This window comes from Streptomyces sp. NPDC055966 (assembly GCF_042269865.1).
Lineage (GTDB): Bacteria > Actinomycetota > Actinomycetes > Streptomycetales > Streptomycetaceae > Streptomyces.
Genome location: NZ_JBHJYK010000001.1, coordinates 278,570 through 298,904, shown reverse-complemented (window position 1 = coordinate 298,904; position 20,335 = coordinate 278,570). Strand labels below are relative to the sequence as shown.

Annotated in this window: 19 protein-coding genes and 1 pseudogene; 10 read left to right on the top strand and 10 right to left on the bottom strand. The window is 72.8% G+C overall.

The features are described from left to right. Positions 1 to 131 precede the first annotated feature (131 nt). From ACFC8N_RS01405 to ACFC8N_RS01395, 3 genes are read left to right on the top strand one after another with little or no spacing between them, the layout of a single operon-like run. Positions 132 to 1,385: an ABC transporter substrate-binding protein gene (locus tag ACFC8N_RS01405; RefSeq protein ID WP_376285313.1), complete on the top strand. Its 1,254-nt coding sequence runs from the start codon at positions 132 to 134 to the stop codon at positions 1,383 to 1,385. Then, complete coding sequence (locus tag ACFC8N_RS01400; RefSeq protein ID WP_356030962.1) at positions 1,382 to 2,284, top strand: sugar ABC transporter permease; 903 nt, start codon at positions 1,382 to 1,384, stop codon at positions 2,282 to 2,284. Before ACFC8N_RS01405 ends, ACFC8N_RS01400 begins: the two co-directional genes overlap by 4 nt. Beyond that, positions 2,277 to 3,110: a carbohydrate ABC transporter permease gene (locus tag ACFC8N_RS01395; protein ID WP_356030963.1), complete on the top strand. Its 834-nt coding sequence runs from the start codon at positions 2,277 to 2,279 to the stop codon at positions 3,108 to 3,110. Before ACFC8N_RS01400 ends, ACFC8N_RS01395 begins: the two co-directional genes overlap by 8 nt. A 3-nt stretch (positions 3,111 to 3,113) precedes the next feature. On the opposite strand, the pseudogene ACFC8N_RS01390 reads toward ACFC8N_RS01395, so the two are convergent. The 6 genes and pseudogenes from ACFC8N_RS01390 to ACFC8N_RS01365 all read right to left on the bottom strand — a co-directional run. After that, a pseudogene (locus ACFC8N_RS01390) lies at positions 3,114 to 3,709 on the bottom strand (SDR family NAD(P)-dependent oxidoreductase); the annotation flags it as partial. Further along, positions 3,710 to 4,060 (bottom strand): nitrite reductase small subunit NirD, encoded by a 351-nt coding sequence (nirD, locus tag ACFC8N_RS01385; RefSeq protein ID WP_356030964.1) that lies wholly within the window; start codon positions 4,058 to 4,060, stop codon positions 3,710 to 3,712. It abuts the pseudogene before it with no gap. Continuing rightward, the gene (nirB, locus tag ACFC8N_RS01380; protein WP_376285308.1) at positions 4,057 to 6,672 is read right to left on the bottom strand and encodes a nitrite reductase large subunit NirB; all 2,616 of its coding nucleotides are present in this window, start codon (positions 6,670 to 6,672) and stop codon (positions 4,057 to 4,059) included. Before nirB ends, nirD begins: the two co-directional genes overlap by 4 nt. A 129-nt stretch (positions 6,673 to 6,801) precedes the next feature. Beyond that, on the bottom strand, positions 6,802 to 7,479 hold the full coding sequence (locus tag ACFC8N_RS01375; RefSeq protein WP_376285306.1) for a class F sortase: 678 nt from the start codon (positions 7,477 to 7,479) through the stop codon (positions 6,802 to 6,804). A 123-nt stretch (positions 7,480 to 7,602) separates the two neighbouring features. Next, positions 7,603 to 8,115, bottom strand: a complete 513-nt coding sequence (locus ACFC8N_RS01370; RefSeq protein WP_362821524.1) for a hypothetical protein — start codon at positions 8,113 to 8,115, stop codon at positions 7,603 to 7,605. Between the two features lie 457 nt (positions 8,116 to 8,572). Continuing rightward, on the bottom strand, positions 8,573 to 8,911 hold the full coding sequence (locus ACFC8N_RS01365) for a hypothetical protein (RefSeq protein ID WP_376285303.1): 339 nt from the start codon (positions 8,909 to 8,911) through the stop codon (positions 8,573 to 8,575). On the opposite strand from ACFC8N_RS01365, the gene ACFC8N_RS01360 reads away from it, so the two are divergent. Beyond that, the gene (locus ACFC8N_RS01360) at positions 8,901 to 9,416 is read left to right on the top strand and encodes a hypothetical protein (RefSeq protein ID WP_376285300.1); all 516 of its coding nucleotides are present in this window, start codon (positions 8,901 to 8,903) and stop codon (positions 9,414 to 9,416) included. The genes ACFC8N_RS01365 and ACFC8N_RS01360 overlap by 11 nt on opposite strands. 75 nt (positions 9,417 to 9,491) lie before the next feature. Here ACFC8N_RS01360 and ACFC8N_RS01355 read toward each other — a convergent pair whose 3' ends face one another. Next, positions 9,492 to 10,805, bottom strand: coding sequence for a M4 family metallopeptidase (locus ACFC8N_RS01355; RefSeq protein WP_376285297.1), 1,314 nt, complete (start codon positions 10,803 to 10,805; stop codon positions 9,492 to 9,494). Between ACFC8N_RS01355 and ACFC8N_RS01350 the strand changes: the two genes are divergently transcribed. Beyond that, positions 10,798 to 11,229 (top strand): gamma-glutamylcyclotransferase family protein, encoded by a 432-nt coding sequence (locus ACFC8N_RS01350; RefSeq protein WP_376285294.1) that lies wholly within the window; start codon positions 10,798 to 10,800, stop codon positions 11,227 to 11,229. The two genes, ACFC8N_RS01355 and ACFC8N_RS01350, sit on opposite strands and share 8 nt — an antisense overlap. A 1-nt stretch (position 11,230) precedes the next feature. Here the strand turns inward: ACFC8N_RS01350 and ACFC8N_RS01345 are convergent, their stop codons facing one another. Both ACFC8N_RS01345 and ACFC8N_RS01340 read right to left on the bottom strand, forming a co-directional pair. Beyond that, on the bottom strand, positions 11,231 to 12,061 hold the full coding sequence (locus ACFC8N_RS01345; protein WP_356031413.1) for an arylamine N-acetyltransferase: 831 nt from the start codon (positions 12,059 to 12,061) through the stop codon (positions 11,231 to 11,233). Between the two features lie 14 nt (positions 12,062 to 12,075). Beyond that, positions 12,076 to 12,765 (bottom strand): ElyC/SanA/YdcF family protein, encoded by a 690-nt coding sequence (locus ACFC8N_RS01340; RefSeq protein ID WP_356031410.1) that lies wholly within the window; start codon positions 12,763 to 12,765, stop codon positions 12,076 to 12,078. Positions 12,766 to 12,948: 183 nt separating this feature from the next. On the opposite strand from ACFC8N_RS01340, the gene ACFC8N_RS01335 reads away from it, so the two are divergent. The 4 genes from ACFC8N_RS01335 to dnaG all read left to right on the top strand — a co-directional run bounded on the left by ACFC8N_RS01335 (position 12,949) and on the right by dnaG (position 18,455). Then, positions 12,949 to 13,740, top strand: a complete 792-nt coding sequence (locus tag ACFC8N_RS01335; RefSeq protein ID WP_356031407.1) for a sirohydrochlorin chelatase — start codon at positions 12,949 to 12,951, stop codon at positions 13,738 to 13,740. 33 nt (positions 13,741 to 13,773) lie between these two features. After that, positions 13,774 to 15,048 carry a deoxyguanosinetriphosphate triphosphohydrolase gene (locus ACFC8N_RS01330; RefSeq protein WP_356031405.1) on the top strand — a complete coding sequence of 425 codons (1,275 nt, stop codon included), beginning with the start codon at positions 13,774 to 13,776 and terminating at the stop codon, positions 15,046 to 15,048. A 104-nt stretch (positions 15,049 to 15,152) separates the two neighbouring features. Next, a complete protein-coding gene (locus ACFC8N_RS01325; RefSeq protein WP_356031403.1) occupies positions 15,153 to 16,418 on the top strand; it encodes an FAD-dependent oxidoreductase in 1,266 nt (421 codons plus the stop codon). 141 nt (positions 16,419 to 16,559) lie between these two features. After that, a complete protein-coding gene (gene dnaG / locus ACFC8N_RS01320) occupies positions 16,560 to 18,455 on the top strand; it encodes a DNA primase (protein ID WP_376285289.1) in 1,896 nt (631 codons plus the stop codon). 7 nt (positions 18,456 to 18,462) lie between these two features. Here the strand turns inward: dnaG and ACFC8N_RS01315 are convergent, their stop codons facing one another. Continuing rightward, positions 18,463 to 18,807, bottom strand: a complete 345-nt coding sequence (locus tag ACFC8N_RS01315; protein ID WP_376285287.1) for a hypothetical protein — start codon at positions 18,805 to 18,807, stop codon at positions 18,463 to 18,465. 254 nt (positions 18,808 to 19,061) lie between these two features. On the opposite strand from ACFC8N_RS01315, the gene ACFC8N_RS01310 reads away from it, so the two are divergent. Continuing rightward, entirely contained in the window at positions 19,062 to 20,240 is a 1,179-nt protein-coding gene (locus ACFC8N_RS01310) for an RNA polymerase sigma factor (protein WP_376285284.1), read from the top strand. Positions 20,241 to 20,335 lie beyond the last annotated feature (95 nt).

The window sequence follows — 20,335 nt, the reverse complement described above, 5'->3', positions numbered from 1 at the left end:
GCCCGGGATCGTGACACCGTGCCCCCGCACGGTGACACACGGCTGCAACACCCCTTTCGTAATCATCGCGCAAGGTTGATCGTTGGGCCGTGCATCGATGACCGACACCGATACGTCAGGGGGTACGGACGATGGCCATGAGTCGCAGGGCACTGCTGGTCGCGGGGGCCGGAGTCGGGGCGGGGGCACTCGCCGCGTGCGGATCCGACACCGGGCGCGGGGGCGGGGGTTCGGGGGCGGCGCTGTCCCAGTGGTACCACCAGTACGGTGAGCCGGGCACCCAGCAGGCCGTGCAGCGGTACGCCGCCGCGTACAAGAAGGCGCACGTCACCGTGCAGTGGCGGCCAGGGAACTACGACCAGCAGACCGCCGCCGCGCTGCTGACCGACTCCGGGCCCGACGTGTTCGAGGTCAACGGGCCCACACTCGACCAGATCCAGGGCGGACAGGTCGTCGACCTCACCGACCTGCTCGACGGCGTCAAGGACGACTTCAACCCCGCCGTGCTCACGCCCAAGACGTACAAGGGGAGGATCTACGGCATCCCGCAGGTCGTCGACATGCAGCTCCTCTACTACCGCAAGAGCCTGCTGAAGGCGGCCGGGGTCCAGCCGCCCGCCACGCTCGACGCCCTCGTGGACGCCGCCCGCACGCTCACCACCAGCAAGGTCAAGGGCCTCTTCCTGGGCAACGACGGAGGTGCCGGTGTCCTCGGGGGAACTCCCCTCTACGCCGCCGGACTTGAGCTCGTCACCGAGGAGGGGAAGGCCGGCTTCGACGACCCGGCCGCCGCCCGCACCCTCGGCAAGCTGCGCCGGCTCTACGCCGACAAGTCCCTCCTCCTCGGCGCGCCCGCGGACTGGTCGGACCCGTCCGCCCTCCTCCAGGGCCTCACCGCGATGCAGTGGTGCGGGCTGTGGGCGCTGCCCCAGATCAAGCAGCAACTGGGCGACGATTTCGGGGTGTTGCCCTTCCCGGCGGACGGCGGACAGGGCAGGCCCACCGTGCCCGTCGGGGCGTACGGCGCCGCCGTCAGCGCCCGCAGCAGGCACCGGGAGGCCGCCAGGGAGTACGTGAAGTGGCTGTGGGTCGAACGGACCGACTACCAGGAGGACTTCGCCCTCTCCTACGGCTTTCACATCCCCGCCCGGATCTCCCTCGCCAAGAAGGCCACGCAACTCCACAGCGGTCCCGCCGCCGACGCCGTCCGCCTTGCCACCGAGCACGGGTACGCCCAGCCCCTGCTGTGGACACCGGCCGCGCAGACCGCCTACCAGGACGCGCTCAGCCGGATCATCAAGAGCGGCGCGGACCCGGAGAGCGAACTGCGGGCCGTCGTACGGAAGGTGTCCGGTGAGCTCGACCGGGTGAAGAGGACGTCGTGAGGCGGCGCCGGGTCCTCTGGTTCTGGGTGTTCGTCGGGCCGTTCGCCGCCGGGCTCGCGCTCTTCACCTACGTCCCGCTGCTGTGGAGCGTGGGCCTCAGCTTCTTCGACGCGCAGAACACCGTCACGCCCACGCACTTCGTCGGTCTGGACAACTACACGGCGATGCTGCGGGACGACGCGTTCACCGGCAGTCTGAAGACGTTCCTCGTCTTCACCGCCTTCATCGTGCCCGTCACCTATCTGCTGTCCCTCTCGCTCGCGCTCATGGTCAACCGGGTCCGGCGGGCGCGCGCGTTCTTCCGGTCCGTCTTCTTCCTCCCGGCCGCGTGCAGCTACGTCGTCGCGGCCCTGGTCTGGAAGATGTCGATCTTCAACGGGGTGCGGTTCGGGCTGGCCAACACCGTGCTGGACTGGTTCGGCGGCGATCCGGTGGCCTGGCTGTCCACCACCGACCCGCCCTGGTACTGGCTGGTCATCGTCACCGTACGGCTGTGGCTCCAGGCCGGCTTCTACATGATCCTCTTCCTGGCCGGGCTGCAGAGGATCGATCCGGTGCTCTACGAGGCGGCCGCCGTGGACGGGGCCCGGCCCGGCTGGACGGTGCTGCGGCACATCACCCTGCCGCAGCTGCGAGCCACCTCGGTCGCGGTGCTGCTGCTGCTCGTCATCAACGCCTTCCAGGCCTTCGACGAGTTCTACAACCTGCTCTCCGACGCCCGGGGCTATCCGCCGTACGCCCGGCCGCCGCTCGTCTATCTCTACTACACCGCGCTCGGGCAGGGGCAGAACCTCGGGCTCGGCAGCGCGGGAGCGGTGATCCTCGCGCTGATCATCGCGGTCGTCACGGTCGGTCAGGCGCGGTGGCTGCGGCTGGGAAGGACGGACGCCGATGGATGACGCCCTGGTGCGGGCCGGGCGGGCCCTGCGGGCGGTGCTGCTGATCGCGCTCGCCCTGCTCTTCCTCATCCCCTTCTATCTGCTCGTCCGCAACGGGCTGGCGAGCGAGCAGGACATCACCTCGCCTCGATGGACCTTCTTCCCGGGGGAGTTGAGGTGGGGCAACGTCCGGGAGCTGTTCGCCGATCCGTCCGTGCCCTTCGCCCGGTCCCTGGTCAACTCCGCGCTGATCGCCGTGGCCACCACCGCCGGGACGCTCCTGCTCGCCTCCCTCGCCGGGTACGGCCTCGCCCGCATCCCCTACCGGCACGCGAACAAGGTCTTCTACGGCATCCTCGGCACCCTCCTGGTCCCGGCCGCCGTCACCTTCGTACCGAGCTTCGTGCTGGTGTCGTCGCTGGGCTGGATCTCCACGCTCCGCGGGCTCATCGTCCCGACGCTGTTCTCGGCGTTCGCCTGCTTCGTCTTCCGCCAGTACTTCCTCGGCTTCCCGCGGGAGCTGGAGGACGCGGCGCAGGTCGACGGGCTCGGGTACTGGCGGACGTACTGGCTGGTGGTCGTGCCGAACGCGCGGCCGGTGTTCGCGGCGGTCGGGACGATCGTGTTCCTCGGCGCCTGGAACTCCTTCCTGTGGCCGCTGGTCATCGGGCAGGACCAGCGCGCCTGGACGGTGCAGGTCGCGCTGTCGTCCTTCACCACGTCCCAGGTCGTGCGGCTGCACGAGCTGTTCGTCGCCGCCGTCGTGTCCGTCCTGCCGCTGCTGCTCGTCTTCCTGTGCTTCCAGCGGTGGATCGTGGCGGGGGTGGAGCGCTCGGGGATCGACTAGTGCTCACAGTGTGGCGCCGCTGTCCACGCCCAGGTCGGTGCCGATGACCGAGGCCGCGTCGTCCGAGGCCAGGTAGAGGACGGCGGCGGCGACTTCCCCGGTGGTGGCGATGCGGCCGAGCGGAAGCGTGTTCTTCGCGCGCTCGGTCCGGCCCGCCTCGGTCTCGCCCGGCCGCAGGGACATGGAGGTCTCGGTGGCCGTGGGTCTGACCACGTTGATCCGGACGCCGTCCCGGACGTGGTCGAGGGCGGCGCCCCGGCTGAGCGCGGTCACGGCGGCCTTGGACGCGGAGCAGGCGGCCGCCCCGGGGGCTGCGGTGTGCCGTCCGAAGGTGGAGGAGATGTTCACGATCGAGCCCCCCCCGCCGACTGGCCGCGCATCTGGCGGATCTGAGCCCGCAGGGCCAGGAACACGCCGGTGACGTTGGTGGCGAGCCGGGTGTGCCAGTCCTGCTCCGGGAGGTCCACGAGGGGCTGCCCGCCCCGGAAGACGCCCCCGTTGTCGACCGCCACGTCCAGTGAGCCGTAGGAGTCGACGGCGGCCCGGACCACCGCGTCGGCATCAGCCGCGCGCGAGACGTCGGCGGTCACCGCGAGGGCCTACGCCGCCCGGACCTCGTACGCCGTCACCCGGACCGTCTCGTCGTCCAGGCACTCCCCGCTGGCCAGGTCGAAGCGCTGCTTCAGCAGGGGGGAGGCGACGAACGGGCGGCCCTCGTGGGTGCCGGTCAGGCCGCGGGAGAGGACGGCCGCGCCGGTGAACGGGTCGCGGTTGTCGATCGCGTAGAGGCGGTCCGCGCGGTCGCGGAACAGGGCGACCTGACGGCCGTCCGGCAGCAGGGCGGCGGCCCCGCGGCCCGGGAGCAGCGCGTGCACGTCGCAGGCCGTGAACCAGCCCTCGGCGAGCCGGAGTTGGACCTTCAGAGCGGTGGTCTCGACAGCCAGGGTCATCGCGGGGTGCTTCCTTCCAGGACGTCGGCGGCGGGCCGCCTGCCGATGGCGAGCAGCGGCAGGTCGGGCTTGATCTGGTCGCGCTCGGGGACGAAGGCGACGACCGGGTCGGGGGTGTCGGGGGCGTTCACGAACGACACGAACCGGGTGAGCTTCTCGGGGTCGCTGATCGTCTCGGCCCACTCGTCGCGGTAGCCCGCCACGTGCGCCCGCATCAGCGCCTCCAGCTCGTCGCAGATGCCGAGCGAGTCGTGCACCACCACGTCGCGTACGTGGTCCAGGCCGCCCGGGATCCGCTCCAGCCACACGCTCGTGCGCTCCAGGCGGTCGGCGGTGCGGATGTAGAACATCAGGAACCGGTCGATCAGCCGGACCAGTTCGGCGTCCGACAGGTCCTGGGCGAGCAGGTCCGCGTGGCGCGGGGTCGCGCCGCCGTTGCCGCCGACGTACAGGTTCCAGCCGTTCGCCGTGGCGATCACGCCGAAGTCCTTCGACCGGGCCTCGGCGCACTCGCGGGCGCACCCGGAGACCGCCGACTTGAGCTTGTGCGGGGAGCGCAGGCCCCGGTAGCGCAGCTCCAGGTCGATCGCCATGCGGACCGAGTCCTGGACGCCGTAACGGCACCAGGTCGAGCCGACACAGGACTTCACGGTCCGCAGGGCCTTGCCGTAGGCGTGTCCGGACTCGAAGCCGGCGTCCACCAACCGGGCCCATATCAACGGGAGTTGCTCCGCCCGCGCGCCGAACATGTCGATCCGCTGGCCGCCGGTGATCTTCGTGTAGAGGCCGAAGTCCCGGGCGATCTCGCCGATCACGATCAGCTTCTCGGGCGCGATCTCGCCGCCGGGGATGCGTGGCACGACCGAGTACGAGCCGTTCTTCTGGAGGTTGGCGAGGTGGTGGTCGTTGGTGTCCTGCAGGGCCGCCTGCTCGCCGTCGAGGACGTAGCCGCTCGCGCCGATCGTCGGGGCGAGGGAGGCGATGACCGACGCCACCGCCGGCTTGCAGATCTCGCAGCCCTCGCCGCCGCGGGCGCCCTCCCGGCCGTAGCGGTCGAGCAGGTCCTGGTACGACGTGATGCGCAGGCTCAGGACGATCTCGTACAGCTCCTCGCGCGTCAGGGCGAAGCAGCCGCACAGCCCCTTGTCGACCTCGACGCCGGACGCCGCCAGTTCGGCGTCGACCAGCTGGCCGAGCACCTTGACGCAACTGCCGCACGTCGTACCGGCCTTGGTGCACTTCTTGACCTCGGGCACGGTGGTGCACCGGTGCTCGGTGACCGCGCCGCGGACGGCGCCCTTGGTGACGTTGTTGCAGGAGCAGACGATCGCCTCGTCCGGCAGCGCGGCCGGGCCGAGCTGCGCCCCCGAGTCCGCTCCGGCGGGCAGGACGAGGGACTCGGGGGAGACGGGGGGCACCGAACCGGTCAGCGCGCGCAGGGTGCCGTACGCCTCCGCGTCGCCGACCAGGATGCCGCCGAGCAGCGTGCCGTCCCGGCCGATGACCAGCTTCTTGTACAGGCCCGCGCGGGCGTCGGAGTACACGACGTCGAGGCAGTCCTCGGTGGTGCCGTGCGCATCGCCGAAGGACGCCACGTCGACGCCGAGCAGCTTCAGCTTGGTGGACAGGTCGGCGCCGGTGAACGACGCCTCGGCGGCGGCGATGGTGGCGGCGGCCGTCTCCGCCTGCTCGTACCCCGGCGCGACCAGGCCGTACACCCGGCCGTCCGCCGCCAGCGCGCACTCTCCGATCGCGAACACGTGCGGGTCGGTGACCGTACGGCACTGCTCGTCGACGCTGATGCCGCCGCGCTCGCCGACCGTGAGGCCGCAGTCCCGGGCCAGCTGGTCGCGGGGGCGGACACCGGCGCTGAACACGACCATGTCGACGCCGAGCTCGGAGCCGTCCGACAGCTTCATGCCGCTGACGGCGCCCGCCGCCCCGGTCACGATCTCCTGCGTGCCCACGCCCGTGTGCACGGTCAGCCCCATGTCCTCGACGGTGCGCAGCAGCGCCGCGCCCCCGCCGTCGTCGACCTGCACCGGCATCAGGCGCGGCGCGAACTCCACGATGTGCGTGTCGAGTCCGAGCCCCTTGAGGGCGCCGGCCGCCTCCAGACCCAGCAGACCGCCGCCGACCACGGCACCGGTCCGGGCGCCCTTCGCGTACTCCTCGATCGCGAGGAGGTCCTCGATCGTGCGGTAGACGAAGCAGCCGTCGGCGTCCTTGTTCGGCACGGGCGGCACGAACGGGTACGAGCCGGTGGCGAGGACGAGGGTGTCGTACGCGAAGACCCGGCCGGACCGGGCGGTCACCGTCCGCGCCGCACGGTCGATGGCGTCGGCCGGGTCACCGACGTACAGCTCGATGCCGTGGGTGTCGATGAACCCCATGTCGGTCATGGAGAGTTCCTCGGCGGTCCGGCCCGAGAAGTACGAGGTGAGGGCGACCCGGTCGTACGCCGGACGCGGTTCCTCGCACAGGACGACCACGCGGTGCGTGGCGGTCAGGCCGCGCTCGGCGAGCGCTTCCAGGAAGCGCTCGCCGACCATGCCGTGGCCGACGAGCACGATCGTGGGGGTGGCTCCCGGGGTACGTGTATGCGAGGTCATGCCCCTGAGCGTGCGGTGCGGACGTTACCCGGCCGCATCACGTCTGTTTCCCGTGCGGAACGCTGCCCTCAGCCTGCGGCGCTTCGGCGTGTGAGGTCCGGGGGTGCGAGGGCCCCTGCGGGGCGCGGCTCAGGCACGGCTTCCCGTCAGGTGCGCGAACACCACCACGTTGCCCTGGTACCCCGTCGTCGGCGAGTAGCCGCCGCCGCAGGTGATGACGCGCAGTTCCGGGCGGCGGGCCGCGCCGTAGACCTTCTCGTCGGGGAAGTCACGGGCCGCGTACACCTCCACCGCGTCCACGCTGAACACGGCCACGGAGCCGTCGCGGCGGTCCACCTCGATGCGGGCGTCCCGCCTGAGCGCGCCGAGGTTGTAGAAGACGGCGGGCCCCTCGGTGTTGTCGACGTGCCCGGCGACGATCGCGGTGCCCGTCTCGCCGGGCAGGGTGCCGGCCTCGTAGTAGCCGGCCAGGTTGTTGTTCCCCGCGGGCGGCACGTCCAGGCTGCCGGAGCCGGTCAGGGCCAGGCCCATCAGCGGGGCGTTCACGCGGATCGCGGGTATGCGGATCCGGGTGGGCGGCGAGGGGGCCAGGGCGCGGGCCGCGGGGGGCTCGCCGCCCGGGTCCGGGCGGCCCTCCGCGGTGGCGGGCTGCGGCGGCGTGTGCGTCCCGGTGCCGCCGCCGAGCAGCCACACCCCGGAACCGAGGGCCACGACGGTGACCGTGGCTATCGCGGTGTCGCCGAGCCGGGCGCCGCGGCCGCGGCCGGCGCGGGCGCGGCGCCCGGCACTTCTGGCGCTTGTGCGCATGTCGATCCCTCTCCCGGGGGGCGGACCCCCGAAAATCCCCGGCCCCCTCCGGGCCGCGAGGGGCATCGGACCCGGAGGGGGCGGGAAGTGCGGTACCGGCGGACGGACAGCGGAGGGTGTCCGTCAGATCCCGTCGCCTCTCGCCCGGCGATGCAGGAGCCAGGTACCGCCCGCGGCGGCGACGGCCAGCGCCGCCACACCCGCCGCGGTGTGCACGGGGTCGGGGCCGAGTGCGCCGCCGACCCCCGTCTTCAGACTGCCGTGCGGCTGCACCTGCTCGTGCGCCGCGGTGAGGGCCACCACGAGGTCGCCCGTCACCCGCCGGTTGCCCTCCGCACACGTGGCGACGATCTCGTACGTCCCCGGCTGTGCGCTCTCCGGCACCGCGAACTGGCCGATCACGTCGCCCTCGTGTGCGCTGGGCGCCAGCAGGAAGGTGCCGGCGCCGACCGCGCCCGCGTCCCCGGTCGCGCCGCCGCTTTCGCGCCCGCAGGCGGCCGTGTTCACCGTGACGTGGGTGCCCGGAGCCACCGTGCCGGGAGAGACGTCCAGGCTGCCGGCGGTGCCGGCCCAGGCGGGCGCCGCGGCCGCCCCGACGAGCGCGATACCGGTCATCAGACGGGCAGTGCGGCGCATGGTGTTCCCCAGACCTTCGCGATTCGGCTGTTCGCTATCGAGGTAAGTCGCAGTCACGGGGTCCCGCCTGCTGATGACCCGTCAGGAATACGGCGAACGGGTGCCGCCCCCCGACCCCCGCACGGCCCAACCCGAGCGGGGTTTCAGCAGGTCGCAGGCGTGCGAGGGGTGCGCGGAAGCGGCCGGCGCGAAGAGCACCCTAATGCGGGAGCCGTGCGGCCAGGCCGTCCAGGACGACGTCGAGGCCGTACCCGAACTTGGCGTCCCGCTCCTCGGCGGGGTCCCGGACGGCCGTCGCGTCGGTGGCGGCGTAGGCGGCGGAGAGGCTGGCGTGACCGGCCGCGGCCTGCTGGGCCGCGGGCAGCAGGCGGGAGACGAACTCCGCCTCGGACGTTCGCCGCCGATCCGGGCCAGGTCGTCGCGCTGCGGATCGCGATGGGTGTCGGCGGGGCGCTGATCATGCCGGCTGCCGGTGCTCGCGGCGGCGGTGCTCACGCTCGCGGGCTTCGTGCCCGGGGAGAACGTCACCGCCTCCCCGATGGTCCCGCCGGTCCTCTTCGAGCAGCGCAACTTCAGCGGCGGTTCGCTCTCCCCGGCCCTGGTCCGGATCGGCAACGGCGGTCCGATGCCGGTCCTCACCCAGTACCTGCAGTTCGTCCTCGGCTACTCGCCCCATCGAGGCGGGCCCGGCCTTCCTGCCGCCGGCCGTGACCGCGATCATCGGCAACGCGGGAGGCGTGAAGCCGGCCGCGAAGACCGGCAACCGCGTGGTCATCCTCCTCGGCATGCTGATCATGGTCTCGTCCTTCGCGGTCCTCACCACGGTCGACGCCGGCTCCGGCTTCGCCGTCCCGGCGATCGCCCTGGGCCTGCTCGGCCTCGGTGCCGGTGCCGCCATGCCGGCGGCGGTCGGCGCGCTGATGGGCACGATCCCGCCGGAGCAGGCGGGCGTCGGCTCGGCCCTGAACGACACCATCCAGCAGGCCGGCACGGCCCTCGGCATCGCGATCCTCGGCTCACTGCTCGCGAGCGGCTACACCGACCGGATGCCCGCCGACGCCCCCGCCCCGGCCCGCGAGTCCATCGCCGGCGCGGTCGCCACGGCCCACCCGGCCCTCCTCCACGCGGCCCGCGAGGCCTTCGCCTCCTCGATGACCACCACCTTCACGGTCAGCGCGGCGGGTGTCCTGGCGGCGGCGATGCTGGCCACGGCCGTGATGCGCGACCGCAAGCCGCAGCAGCCCGCCCAGTCCCCGGAGCAGGAGCCGGAGCAGGAGCCGGAGCAGGAGTTGGCTGTCTGACCGGACGCGACGGGAAAGGCCGGTGCCCGCGGGGCACCGGCCTTCCGGGCTTCCCGGTTTCGCCCGGCCCGCACGTCAGTTGACGTTGACCGCGCCCCACGCCGCCGCCACCGCGTCGTACTCGGTGCTGCCCGCGCCGTAGAGGTCCTTGGCGCCGTTGATGGTCTTCGCGCCGATGAGGTAGTCACCGGGGTCGGAGGGGTTGTTCGCGTAGAACTCGACCATCGTGCCGAGGACGTCGGAGGTGGCCTCGTTCAGGCCGCCGGACTCGCCGGTGTACGCCAGGCCGGCCGTCTTGGAGGTGACGCCGTGGGTCATCTCGTGCCCGGCGACGTCGAGCGCGACCAGCGGTCCGAAGGTGGTGCCGTCACCGTCGCCGTAGGTCATGCAGAAGCAACTGTCGTCCCAGAAGGCGTTGTTGTAGCTGTTGCCGTAGTGGACGCGGTTGTACGAGCCCTTGCCGTCGCCGGCGATGCCGTTGCGGCCCAGCACGTTCTTGTAGAAGTCCCAGGTCATGTCGGTGCCGTACTGGGCGTCGACGGCCGCCGAGGCGCGGTCGGCGGTGGTGCCGGTGCCCCAGTGGTTGTCGGCGTCCGTGAACACCGTCGAGGGCGCGCGGGTGATGCAGATGCCGAAGACGCACAGGTCGGTCTGGTTCGCCGCGTCGCCGGTGTACGTGCCGCCGCGTGTCGGGTCGGTGAGGTCGTACGACGATCCCGACGGGGTCGTCTCCAGCGGCACCGTCCCGCTGTACAGCGACTTCCCGTCACCGGTGGCGGTCTCGATGCTTTCCCAGGCGTCGATCCGACGGCCGGTGCGGGCGTCGGTCAGCACCGTGCGGGCGACCGGGTTGCCGAGCGAGTCCCGGCCGGCCGCGTTGGTGCGCCAGGCGAGCTCCGGGGTGCCGTGCAGGGCGTCGACCACCAGCTCCGGCCGGGCCTCGACCTGCCTGAGCCCGTCGCCGAGGTGGACCGCCCGCAGCGCGTTCACCGCGAGGCCGGCGGCCTTCGGCGCGGATATGTCCGGGACGATCGAGGCCAGGGATATCGTGCCGCGACTCGCCCGGTCAGCGCCCAGGTAGCCGCCGTCCTTCCTCAGGTGGACCACGAAGTCGCCGCCGAGGACGGGGAGTCGGCGGTAGGTGCGGGTGTAGCGGACGTGCTGGGTGCCGTCCCGGTCCACGATCACGTCGCGGACGCTGGTGTTCTCGGCGGAGGTCAGGCCCAGGCTCGCGGCGTGGGCCAGGAGCGCCGAGGCCGCGTTCCGGATCGCGACCGCGGTGGTCGGCTCAGGGTCGGCGTGGGCGGCGGGGGAGAGGGCCACGGTGAGCAGGGTCGCGGTGGTGACGGCGACACCGGCGGTGGTGGGGAGAATGGTTTCCGTGATCACTTCGGAACCGGGGGCCCAACTGCCCTTCTTCGTCTACGGCACCCTGCGTCCCGGCGAGGCCAACCACGACCTGTTCCTGCGCGGCCGCACCGCCGCCGAGGAACCGGCCCGGCTGCCGGGCGCCGTGCTCTACGACGGGCCCGGCTACCCCTACGCCGTCGAGCACCGAGGCGCGGAGATACGCGGGGAGTTGGTCACCGCACACCCCGAGTCGTACGACGGCCTGCTCGCCGCCCTGGACCGGCTGGAGGAGTACACCCCGGGCGACCCGCGCAGCCGCTACGAACGCGTCGCCCGGCCCGTCGTACGCGCCGACGGCAGCACCGCCCCCGCCTGGGTCTACCTCGCCGCCCCGCCCGTCGCCGCCCGGCTGCGCGCCCACGGCACCCGGATCGAGGGCGGCGACTGGCTCTCCCGCCGCTGAGTCAGCGCAGCAGTGTCAGCCCCTCGGGCACGGCGATCCCGAACTCCTCGGCGATCACGCGCCGTGCCTCCGCCTCGTCCACGAGCCTGTGCTCGGTGGTGGTGCCGTCGGCGAGCGTCTGCGTCAACAGGTCGCCGTCCAGGGCGAGATGACGCTCGGCGGTGGTCCGCTGGAGATAGGGCCGCCGGTTGAAGGGGGAGCGGGGGCCGGTGGCGACGTACCAGTTGAACATCTCGTAGTCCGGGGCGGCGAACGGCTCCAGTGTGAACGCGTACTGCCCGGCCCAGTCCCGCGTCCGGCCGTCGTACATCTGCAACTCCAGCATGTCCGGCGACTGTTCGGAGGGGAGCGGCATCAGCCGGTGCCGGCGGCCGCCGCCCGCGGACTCGGCGCCGGTGACCAGCGGGAGCGGCACCAGCGGCGAACCGGCCGCGCCGAAGCCCACGTCCGCCAGATACGGCTGCGGCTCGCCCGGCACCTCGACCCGCAGCATCATGTGCGTGCGCGGCCGGCTCCACGGCGTCGGGGCGCCCAGCACCACCCGCGCGGCCAGCCCGCCCACCTGGAAGCCGAGCGCCTCCAGGGCGAGCCACATCAGCGTGTTGTGCTCGTAGCAGTAACCGCCGCGCCGCCCGTGGACCATCTTCGCCATGAGATCGCCGGGCGCCAGCGAGGGCGCCCGGCCGCTCAGCGGGTCCAGGTTCTCGAACGGCAGGGACAGCGCGTGGGCCAGATGAACACCCCGCAGTGTCTGCGGACCGGGCCGCCGGCCGCCCCGCCAGCCGATCCGCCCCAGGTAGGCGTCGAGGTCGAACTGCCCGGTGTCAGCCATACCGGCAATCTACGTCAGCGGGGCCCGCGCCCCGGCGCGGCGAGTGCCCGCGCGATCCCCGGCTCCTTCGGTCCGAGGAACTGCGGATCCGGACGGAACACCGCGTCCAGGACCGCCTTGCCGGCCGCGAACACCTCGCGGGTCCCGCCGTAGTACCAGGTCACGTCGTGCTTCTCGGCGACCCCCACCCCGTACGAGGTCACGCCCGCCGCCTCGCACAGCGCCACCGCCCGCCGGATGTGGAAGTCCTGGCTGATCAGCACCGCCCGCTCGACCCCGAAGATCTTCCGGGCCCGCACGCAGGAGTCCCAGGTGTCGAACCCGGCGTAGTCGCGCACGACCCGCCCGGCCGGTACGCCGTGCCTGCTGAGATAGGCGCGCATGGCGTCGGGCTCGTCGTAGTCCTCGCGGCTGTTGTCCCCGGTCACCAGGACGACCTTCACCCGGCCCGCCCGGTACAGCGCCGCCGCCGCGTCCAGCCGGTTCGCGAGGTACGGCGACGGCTCCCCGTTCCACAGCCCGGCCCCGAACACCACGGCGACCTGCGCCGCCGGCGCGTCGGCCACCGTGCGCAGCCGGTCCGCCGTGGACGCGTACAGCCAGGTCACCGGCAGCAGCGCCAGCACACACACGGCCATCACGGCCTGCACCAGCCGCCGCTGCCCGGCACGGGTGCGCGGCAGCCGCGGTCGACGGATCCTCATACGTCACATCCCCCCGACGTCCCCGGTGAGCGGTCCCGAAGCGAGCGGTCCCGACCATGGAGGACGCCGGCGGCCCGGATCCGGTTTCGCCTCACACCGCGCAGGTGTACGACGTGAAGCCGCGGAAAATACCCGTGACGGCCAGGCAACGGCCACGCAACGTGGCCCCGGCAGGATCCTCCCATGACGGCGTCGACCCCTCCCCGCTCCGGGCCCCGCGTCCGCCTGGTCCCCCCGCCCTGCCGCCGCCCGGACCGGCCCGCCCTGGTCCTGGTCGCCCACGGCAGCCGGGACCCGCGCGCGCTCGCCACCGTGACGGCCCTCAGGGACCGCGTACGCGAACTGCGCCCCGGGCTCTCCGTCCGCCTCGGCCACATCGAGCTGAACGCGCCGCTCCTGCCGGACACCCTCGCCGCGCTCGGCGGCGCCCCCGCCGTCCTCGTCCCGCTCCTGCTCAGCCGCGGCTACCACGTCAAGCACGACATCCCCGCGATGGCGGCCGAGGCACGGGCGCACGCACGCGTGGCGCCCCCGCTCGGCCCGCACCCGCTCCTGGCCGAGGCCCTGTACGACCGCCTGCTGGAGGCCGGCTGGCCGACGGCCCCGGACGAGGCCGCGCGCCGCTCCGGCGCGGTGGTCCTGGCCGCGGCGGGCTCCCGCGACCCCGACTCGGCCACGGACACCCGCCGCACCGCCCGCCTCCTCGCCGACCGCCTGGGCGTCCCCGTCCTCCCGGCCTACGCCGCGGCGGCCGGCCCGACGGTCCCGACGGCCCTGCGCACCCTGGCGGCGAGGGGCCGTCACCGGGTGGCGGTCGCGTCCTGCTTCACCGCCCCGGGCCGCTTCGCGACCCAGTGCGCGGCCGCGGCGCCCTGGCTCGCCTCGGCCCCGCTGGGGGACCATCCGGCGATGGCCCGGCTGATCGTGCGGCGTTACGAGCAGAGCCTGGTGACGCCGTCGGCGCAAGCCGCCTGAGGGGGAGCGGCCTGCCTGGCTTACTGTCGAGCCATGGAAGGCACCGCACCGAACGGAATCTACGGCTCCACCTCGGCCGAGCGCTACGCCCCCGAACCCGACAAACGCCCGGGCCGCACCGCCTTCCAACGGGACCGGGCCCGCATCCTGCACTCGGCCGCCCTGCGCCGCCTCGCCGGCAAGACACAGGTGGTCACCCCCGGCACCCGCAGCCAGGCCTGGGACGCCAGCCCCCGCACCCGGCTCACCCACTCCCTGGAATGCGCCCAGGTGGGCCGCGAGCTGGGAGCGGCCCTCGGCTGCGATCCCGACCTGGTCGAGGCGGCCTGCCTCGCCCACGACCTCGGTCACCCGCCCTTCGGCCACAACGGCGAACAGGCCCTGAACGACTTCGCGGCCGACTGCGGCGGCTTCGAGGGCAACGCCCAGTCCCTGCGGCTCCTCACCCGCATCGAGCCCAAACGGTTCGCAGCGGAACGTTCCGTCGGCCTCAACCTCACCCGCGCCACCCTCGACGCCGCCACCAAGTACCCCTGGCCGCGCGGCGCCCACCCCACCGACCCCGCGTCGCGGAAGTTCGGCGTGTACGAGGACGACCGCCCGGTGTTCGACTGGGTCAGAGGCCCGGCGCCGGGCACCCGCACCTGCTTCGAGGCCCAGGTCATGGACTGGTCGGACGACGTGGCGTACTCGGTGCACGACGTCGAGGACGGTCTGCACGCCGGTCACATCGACCCCAACTGCCTGTACGCCGAGTCCGAACGGCAGGCGGTGTTCGAGGTCGCCGTCGGCCGCTACGTCCCGGCGGACACCGACCCCGCCGAGCTCTCCGCCGCCCTCGACCGCCTCCAGGACGCGGAGTGGTGGCCGCACGGCTACGACGGCACCGCGGTCGCCCAGGCCCGGCTGAAGGACGCCACCAGCCAGCTCATCGGCCGATTCTGCCTGGCCGCCGAGGGCGCCACGCGCGCCGCGTACGGCACCGGCCGGCTCACCCGCTACGGCGCCGAACTCGTCGTACCCCGCGAGGCCCGGATGGAGTGCGCGGTGCTCAAGGCGGTCGCGGACCGTTACGTCATGCAGCGCGCCGAGCAGGAGCGGGAGCGCGCGGACCAGCGGGTGATCGTGGCCGAGCTGGCGCAGGCGCTCACGGTCCGCGCGCCGGACGGTCTTGATCCGCAGTTTCGGGCCCTGTTCGACGGGGCAGGCGACGACCACGCGCGCAAGCGGGTGATCGTCGACCAGATCGCCTCCCTCACGGACGTGTCCGCGCGGTCCCTGCACGCGAGACTGACGGGGCATATGTGAGAGGAAAGTGACCTGCGGTGGCCTGATCGGGTCACTCCCTCTTCCCGCAGGACGCTCCGTGCGGGACGCTCACACATGGCGACATCCTTACGAGGAGGCATCAAGTGGTCGACGCGGATCAGACATTCGTCATCGTCGGGGGCGGTCTCGCCGGAGCGAAGGCGGCCGAGACGCTCCGGGCGGAGGGCTTCACCGGCCGGGTGATACTGATCAGCGACGAGCGCGACCACCCGTACGAACGCCCGCCGCTGTCCAAGGGCTACCTGCTCGGCAAGGAGGAGCGCGACAGCGTCTTCGTGCACGAACCCGCCTGGTACGCGCGAAACGACGTCGAGCTGCACCTCGGCCAGTTCGTCGACCGCATCGACCGCGCGGCGAAGACGGTCCGCTTCGGCGACGACGGCACCCTCGTCCGCTACGACAAGCTGCTGCTGGTCACCGGCGCCGAGCCGCGCCGCCTCGACATCCCCGGCACCGGCCTCGCCGGCGTGCACCACCTGCGCCGGCTCGCGCACGCCGAGCGGCTCAAGGGCGTGCTTGCCTCGCTCGGCCGGGACAACGGGCACCTGGTGATCGCGGGCGCCGGCTGGATCGGCCTGGAGGTCGCGGCGGCGGCCCGCGAGTACGGCGCGGAGGTCACGGTGATCGAACCGTCGCCGACCCCGCTGCACCACGTGCTCGGCCCCGAACTGGGCAACGTCTTCGCCGAGCTGCACCGCGAGCACGGCGTCCGCTTCCACTTCGGGCGGCAGCTCACCGAGATCGTCGGCCAGGACGGCATGGTGCTCGCGGCCCGCACCGACGACGGCGAGGAGCACCCGGCGCACGACGTCCTCGCGGCGATCGGCGCGGCGCCCCGGACCGGTCTCGCGGAGGCGGCCGGGCTGGAGATCGCCGACCGGGCGCACGGCGGCGGCATCGTCGTGGACGAGCGGCTGCGCACCTCCGACCCGGACATCTACGCGGCCGGCGACGTGGCGAACTTCCCGCTCGCCCTGTTCGGCACCCGGCTGCGGGTGGAGCACTGGGCCTGCGCCCTCAACGGCGGCCCGGCCGCCGCCCGCGCGATGCTCGGCCAGGAGATCAGCTACGACCGGGTGCCGTACTTCTTCACCGACCAGTACGACCTGGGGATGGAGTACAGCGGCTGGGCGCCGCCGGGGTCGTACGACGAGGTGGTGATCCGGGGCGACGCCGGCAAGCGGGAGTTCATCGCGTTCTGGGTGAAGGAGGGGCGCGTGCTGGCCGGCATGAACGTGAACGTGTGGGATGTCACAGACCCCATCCAGAAACTGATCCGCTCCCGGGCCCAGGTGGACACGGACGCCCTGGCCGACCCGCACGTACCCCTGGAGGGCCTCGCCTCCTGACCGTCGGGAGTGTCCGTGGGGCCCGTGCTGCAATTCCCGGGGGACGCTGTATCCGATTGCCGCCGCGCGGCGGGCCAGACCCCCGGCCGGGGCCGGTCAGCGTGCCCCGGGTGTGTCAGTACGGCCCCGTAGAATCACCTCGTGGCAGGACGGATCAACGACGAGGACGTGAAGGCGGTACGGGACGCGGTCCCGATCGACGCCGTGGTCTCCGAGTACCTCCAGTTGCGCGGCGCGGGCGGCGGCAATCTCAAGGGCCTGTGCCCGTTCCACGACGAGAAGTCACCGTCCTTCCAGGTCAGTCCGAGCAAGGGACTCTTCCACTGCTTCGGCTGCCAGGAGGGCGGCGACACGATCACCTTCGTGATGAAGGTGGACCACCTCTCCTTCTCGGAGGCGGTGGAGCGCCTCGCCGCCCAGGCGGGCATCACGCTGCGCTACGAGGAGGGCGGGTACAACCCGGCCCACCAGCGCGGCGAGCGGATCCGCCTGGTCGAGGCGCACAAGGTCGCCGCGCAGTGGTACGCCGAGCAGCTGGCCACCAGCCCCGAGGCCGAGACCGGCCGGCTCTTCCTCGCCGAGCGCGGCTTCGACCAGGCCGCCGCCGTCCACTTCGGCGTCGGCTACAGCCCCCAGGGCTGGGACCACCTCACCCGCTATCTGCGCGGCAAGGGCTTCACGGACAAGGAGCTGGTCCTGTCCGGGCTGGCGCAGGAGGGCCGCCGCGGTCCCATCGACCGCTTCCGCGGCCGTCTGATGTGGCCCATCCGGGACATCGGCGGCGAGGTCGTCGGCTTCGGCGCCCGCAAGCTGTACGAGGCGGACAACGGCCCCAAGTACCTCAACACCCCCGAGACGGCGATCTACAAGAAGTCCCAGGTCCTCTACGGCGTCGACCTGGCCAAGCAGCACATCGCCAAGGCCAGCCGGGCCGTCGTCGTCGAGGGCTACACCGACGTCATGGCCTGCCACCTCGCCGGAGTGACGACCGCGATCGCCACCTGCGGCACGGCCTTCGGCGGCGAGCACATCAAGATCCTGCGCCGGCTGCTGCTGGACAACGGCTCGGCCCGGGTGATCTTCACCTTCGACGGCGACGCGGCCGGCCAGAAGGCCGCACTGCGCGCCTTCGAGGACGACCAGAAGTTCGCCGCCGAGACGTACATCGCGATCGCGCCGGACGGCATGGACCCCTGCGAGCTGCGCCTCGCGAAGGGCGACGAGGCGGTGGCCGACCTGGCCGAACCGCGCACCCCGCTCTTCGAGTTCGCGCTGCGCCAGATCGTGAACCGCTACGACCTGGACACCCCGGCGGGCCGCGCCGGCGCCCTGGACGAGGCGGCCCCCATCGTCGCCCGGATCAAGAACAGCGGCGCCCAGCACGAGGTCGCCGTCCAGCTGGCCGGCATGCTCGGCATCCTCGACACCCAGTTCGTGGTCAAGCGCGTGGCCCAGCTGGCCCGCTGGGCGCGCGAGCGCGGCGGCCAGGGCCCGGCCCCGGCGGGCCCGCGGTCGTACGAGGCGGCCGCCCGCCCCGTCACGGCGGGCCCCGCCCTCCAGCTCCGCAACCCGATCTACGCCACCGAACGCGAGCTGCTCAAACTCGCCCTCCAGCGCCCGGAGCTGGTCTCCCCGGCCTTCGACGCGTACGGCGTGGACGAGTTCACCGCCGCCCCCTACACCGCCGTCCGCCAGGCGATCCTGGACGCGGGCGGCGCCGAGTCCGGCATGCAGGACAGCCAGGAGTACCTGGTCCGGGTCCGCGAGGCGGCCCCCGACGACACGGTCCGGGCCATGGTCACGGAGCTGGCCGTGGAGGCGATCATGCGCCGCACGGTCGACGAGAACTACGCGGGCGAACAGCTCGTGACCGTCCGCCGCCGCGCCGTGGAGCGCCGCGTCCAGGAACTCCAGATCACCGCCCGCCGCCTGGAAGCCGGCGGCGACCCGGCCCAACTGGCCTCCGTGCACAACGAGTTGTGGGTCCTGCAGCAGTACGACCAGTCCCTGAAGACCCGGGGCGCGGAGGCGCTGTAAAGGGGGGCTAGCCCTCTTCCTGCGGCTGCCCGGGCGGTGCGATGCCGAGGTGGTCGGTGATCGCGCCGACTTGCGTGGTGAGCGTTCCGATCTGTTCCATCATCGCCACCTGGCCGGACACCAGGGCGCCGAGCAACTTGCCGTGCTCCGCCAGCGTCTTGCCGTGTTCGAGCTGGGTGTCCCGCAGAGCCCTGATCACCTGCATGTCCGCACGCCGCTGCACCTGGAGTGCCGCTACGTCACGGTCCGCCCCCACGGCGAGATTGTGAGTCGTCGTGCGCTCCGCCATGGCCTCGTCCACCAGCGCCTCCAGCGCCTCCACGCGCCGCCGCAGCTCGTCCATCTCGCTCATGCCTTCCATCCTGCCTCATGCCGGTGCGGCCCACTCCTGGCCGCATATGCCATTCGGATAGTCCAACGAGCTGAGTAACCACCCGGTCACGAGGCGAACGCAAAAAGTCACCGCACGCCCCTCGTGGCGGGGATGTGTCGTACTCCACACTGGGGGCGGTGCCCGAGTCCTCGGAGCGCAGGCCGTCGACTCTCCGCTCCCGAAGTACCGCTGCCGCACTCGGCCGGCAGCGATCATCCTGGAGGTCGCCCCCCGTGCAGACCCAGACCCTCACCCAGACCGACAGCGCCACCCGCACCACCCGCGCCACCACCGCCACCGCGGACGAGCCGGACGCGGAGCCGGACGTCCTCGGGGCCGTGCCCCCGCAGAGCCGCGGCGACCGGCACCCGCAGGGCACGCCCGCCGAGCCGGCCGAACCGCCGGCGGACGCGCTCACGGATGAGCCCCAAGAGCCCCAAGAGTCCGAGGAACCCGACGAACCCGCCGTCGCACCGGTCGCCGCACGGGCCGACTCCGGTGGCCCCTCCGCCGATCTGTTCCGCCAGTACCTGCGCGAGATCGGGCGCATCCCGCTGCTCACCGCCGCCGAGGAGGTCGAACTCGCCCGCCGCGTCGAGGCCGGACTGTTCGCCGAGGAGAAGCTGGGCAGCACCCCGGACCTGGACACCGGGCTGGCGCTCGACCTGGACCGGCTCGTCGTCATGGGACGGATGGCCAAGCGGCGGCTCATCGAGGCCAACCTGCGGCTCGTCGTCTCGGTCGCCAAGCGGTACGTCGGCCGCGGGCTGACCATGCTCGACCTCGTCCAGGAGGGCAACCTCGGGCTGATCCGCGCGGTGGAGAAGTTCGACTACGCGCGCGGCTACAAGTTCTCGACGTACGCCACCTGGTGGATCCGTCAGGCCATGTCCCGGGCGCTGGCCGACCAGGCCCGCACCATCCGCGTCCCGGTGCACGTGGTCGAGCTGATCAACCGGGTCGTGCGCGTGCAGCGCCGGATGCTCCAGGAGCGGGGGTACGAGCCGACGCCCGACGAGGTCGCCGCCCACCTCGACCTGCCGCCCGAGCGGGTCAGCGAGGTGCTGCGGCTCGCCCAGGAGCCGGTCTCCCTGCACGCCCCGGTCGGCGAGGAGGAGGACGTGGCTCTCGGCGACCTCATCGAGGACGGCGACGCCGCGAGCCCGGTCGAATCGGCCGCGTTCCTGCTGCTGCGGGAGCACCTGGAGGCGGTCCTGTCCACGCTGGGGGAGCGGGAGCGCAAGGTCGTCCAGCTCCGCTACGGCCTCGCCGACGGCCGGCCCCGCACGCTGGAGGAGATAGGCCGCATCTTCGGCGTCACGCGGGAGCGGATACGGCAGATCGAGTCCAAGACCCTCAACAAGCTCCGGGATCACGCGTTCGCGGACCAGCTGCGGGGCTATCTGGACTGAAGCGGGGGGGGGGGGGCCCGGGGGGGGGGGCCCCCCCCCCCCCGCCACCCCCCCCCCCCCCCCCCCCCCCCCGCGGGACGAACCCCCCGCCCCCC

Coding starts and splice junctions, on each gene's coding strand:
- ACFC8N_RS01405 (WP_376285313.1), top strand. CDS start 132: ATGGCCATGAGTCGCAGGGCACTGCTGGTCGCGGGGGCCGGAGTCGGG.
- ACFC8N_RS01395 (WP_356030963.1), top strand. CDS start 2,277: ATGGATGACGCCCTGGTGCGGGCCGGGCGGGCCCTGCGGGCGGTGCTG.
- nirD (WP_356030964.1), bottom strand. CDS start 4,060: ATGACCCTGGCTGTCGAGACCACCGCTCTGAAGGTCCAACTCCGGCTC.
- nirB (WP_376285308.1), bottom strand. CDS start 6,672: ATGACCTCGCATACACGTACCCCGGGAGCCACCCCCACGATCGTGCTC.
- ACFC8N_RS01375 (WP_376285306.1), bottom strand. CDS start 7,479: ATGCGCACAAGCGCCAGAAGTGCCGGGCGCCGCGCCCGCGCCGGCCGC.
- ACFC8N_RS01370 (WP_362821524.1), bottom strand. CDS start 8,115: ATGCGCCGCACTGCCCGTCTGATGACCGGTATCGCGCTCGTCGGGGCG.
- ACFC8N_RS01360 (WP_376285300.1), top strand. CDS start 8,901: ATGCTGATCATGGTCTCGTCCTTCGCGGTCCTCACCACGGTCGACGCC.
- ACFC8N_RS01365 (WP_376285303.1), bottom strand. CDS start 8,911: ATGATCAGCATGCCGAGGAGGATGACCACGCGGTTGCCGGTCTTCGCG.
- ACFC8N_RS01345 (WP_356031413.1), bottom strand. CDS start 12,061: ATGGCTGACACCGGGCAGTTCGACCTCGACGCCTACCTGGGGCGGATC.
- ACFC8N_RS01340 (WP_356031410.1), bottom strand. CDS start 12,765: ATGAGGATCCGTCGACCGCGGCTGCCGCGCACCCGTGCCGGGCAGCGG.
- ACFC8N_RS01335 (WP_356031407.1), top strand. CDS start 12,949: ATGACGGCGTCGACCCCTCCCCGCTCCGGGCCCCGCGTCCGCCTGGTC.
- ACFC8N_RS01330 (WP_356031405.1), top strand. CDS start 13,774: ATGGAAGGCACCGCACCGAACGGAATCTACGGCTCCACCTCGGCCGAG.
- ACFC8N_RS01315 (WP_376285287.1), bottom strand. CDS start 18,807: ATGAGCGAGATGGACGAGCTGCGGCGGCGCGTGGAGGCGCTGGAGGCG.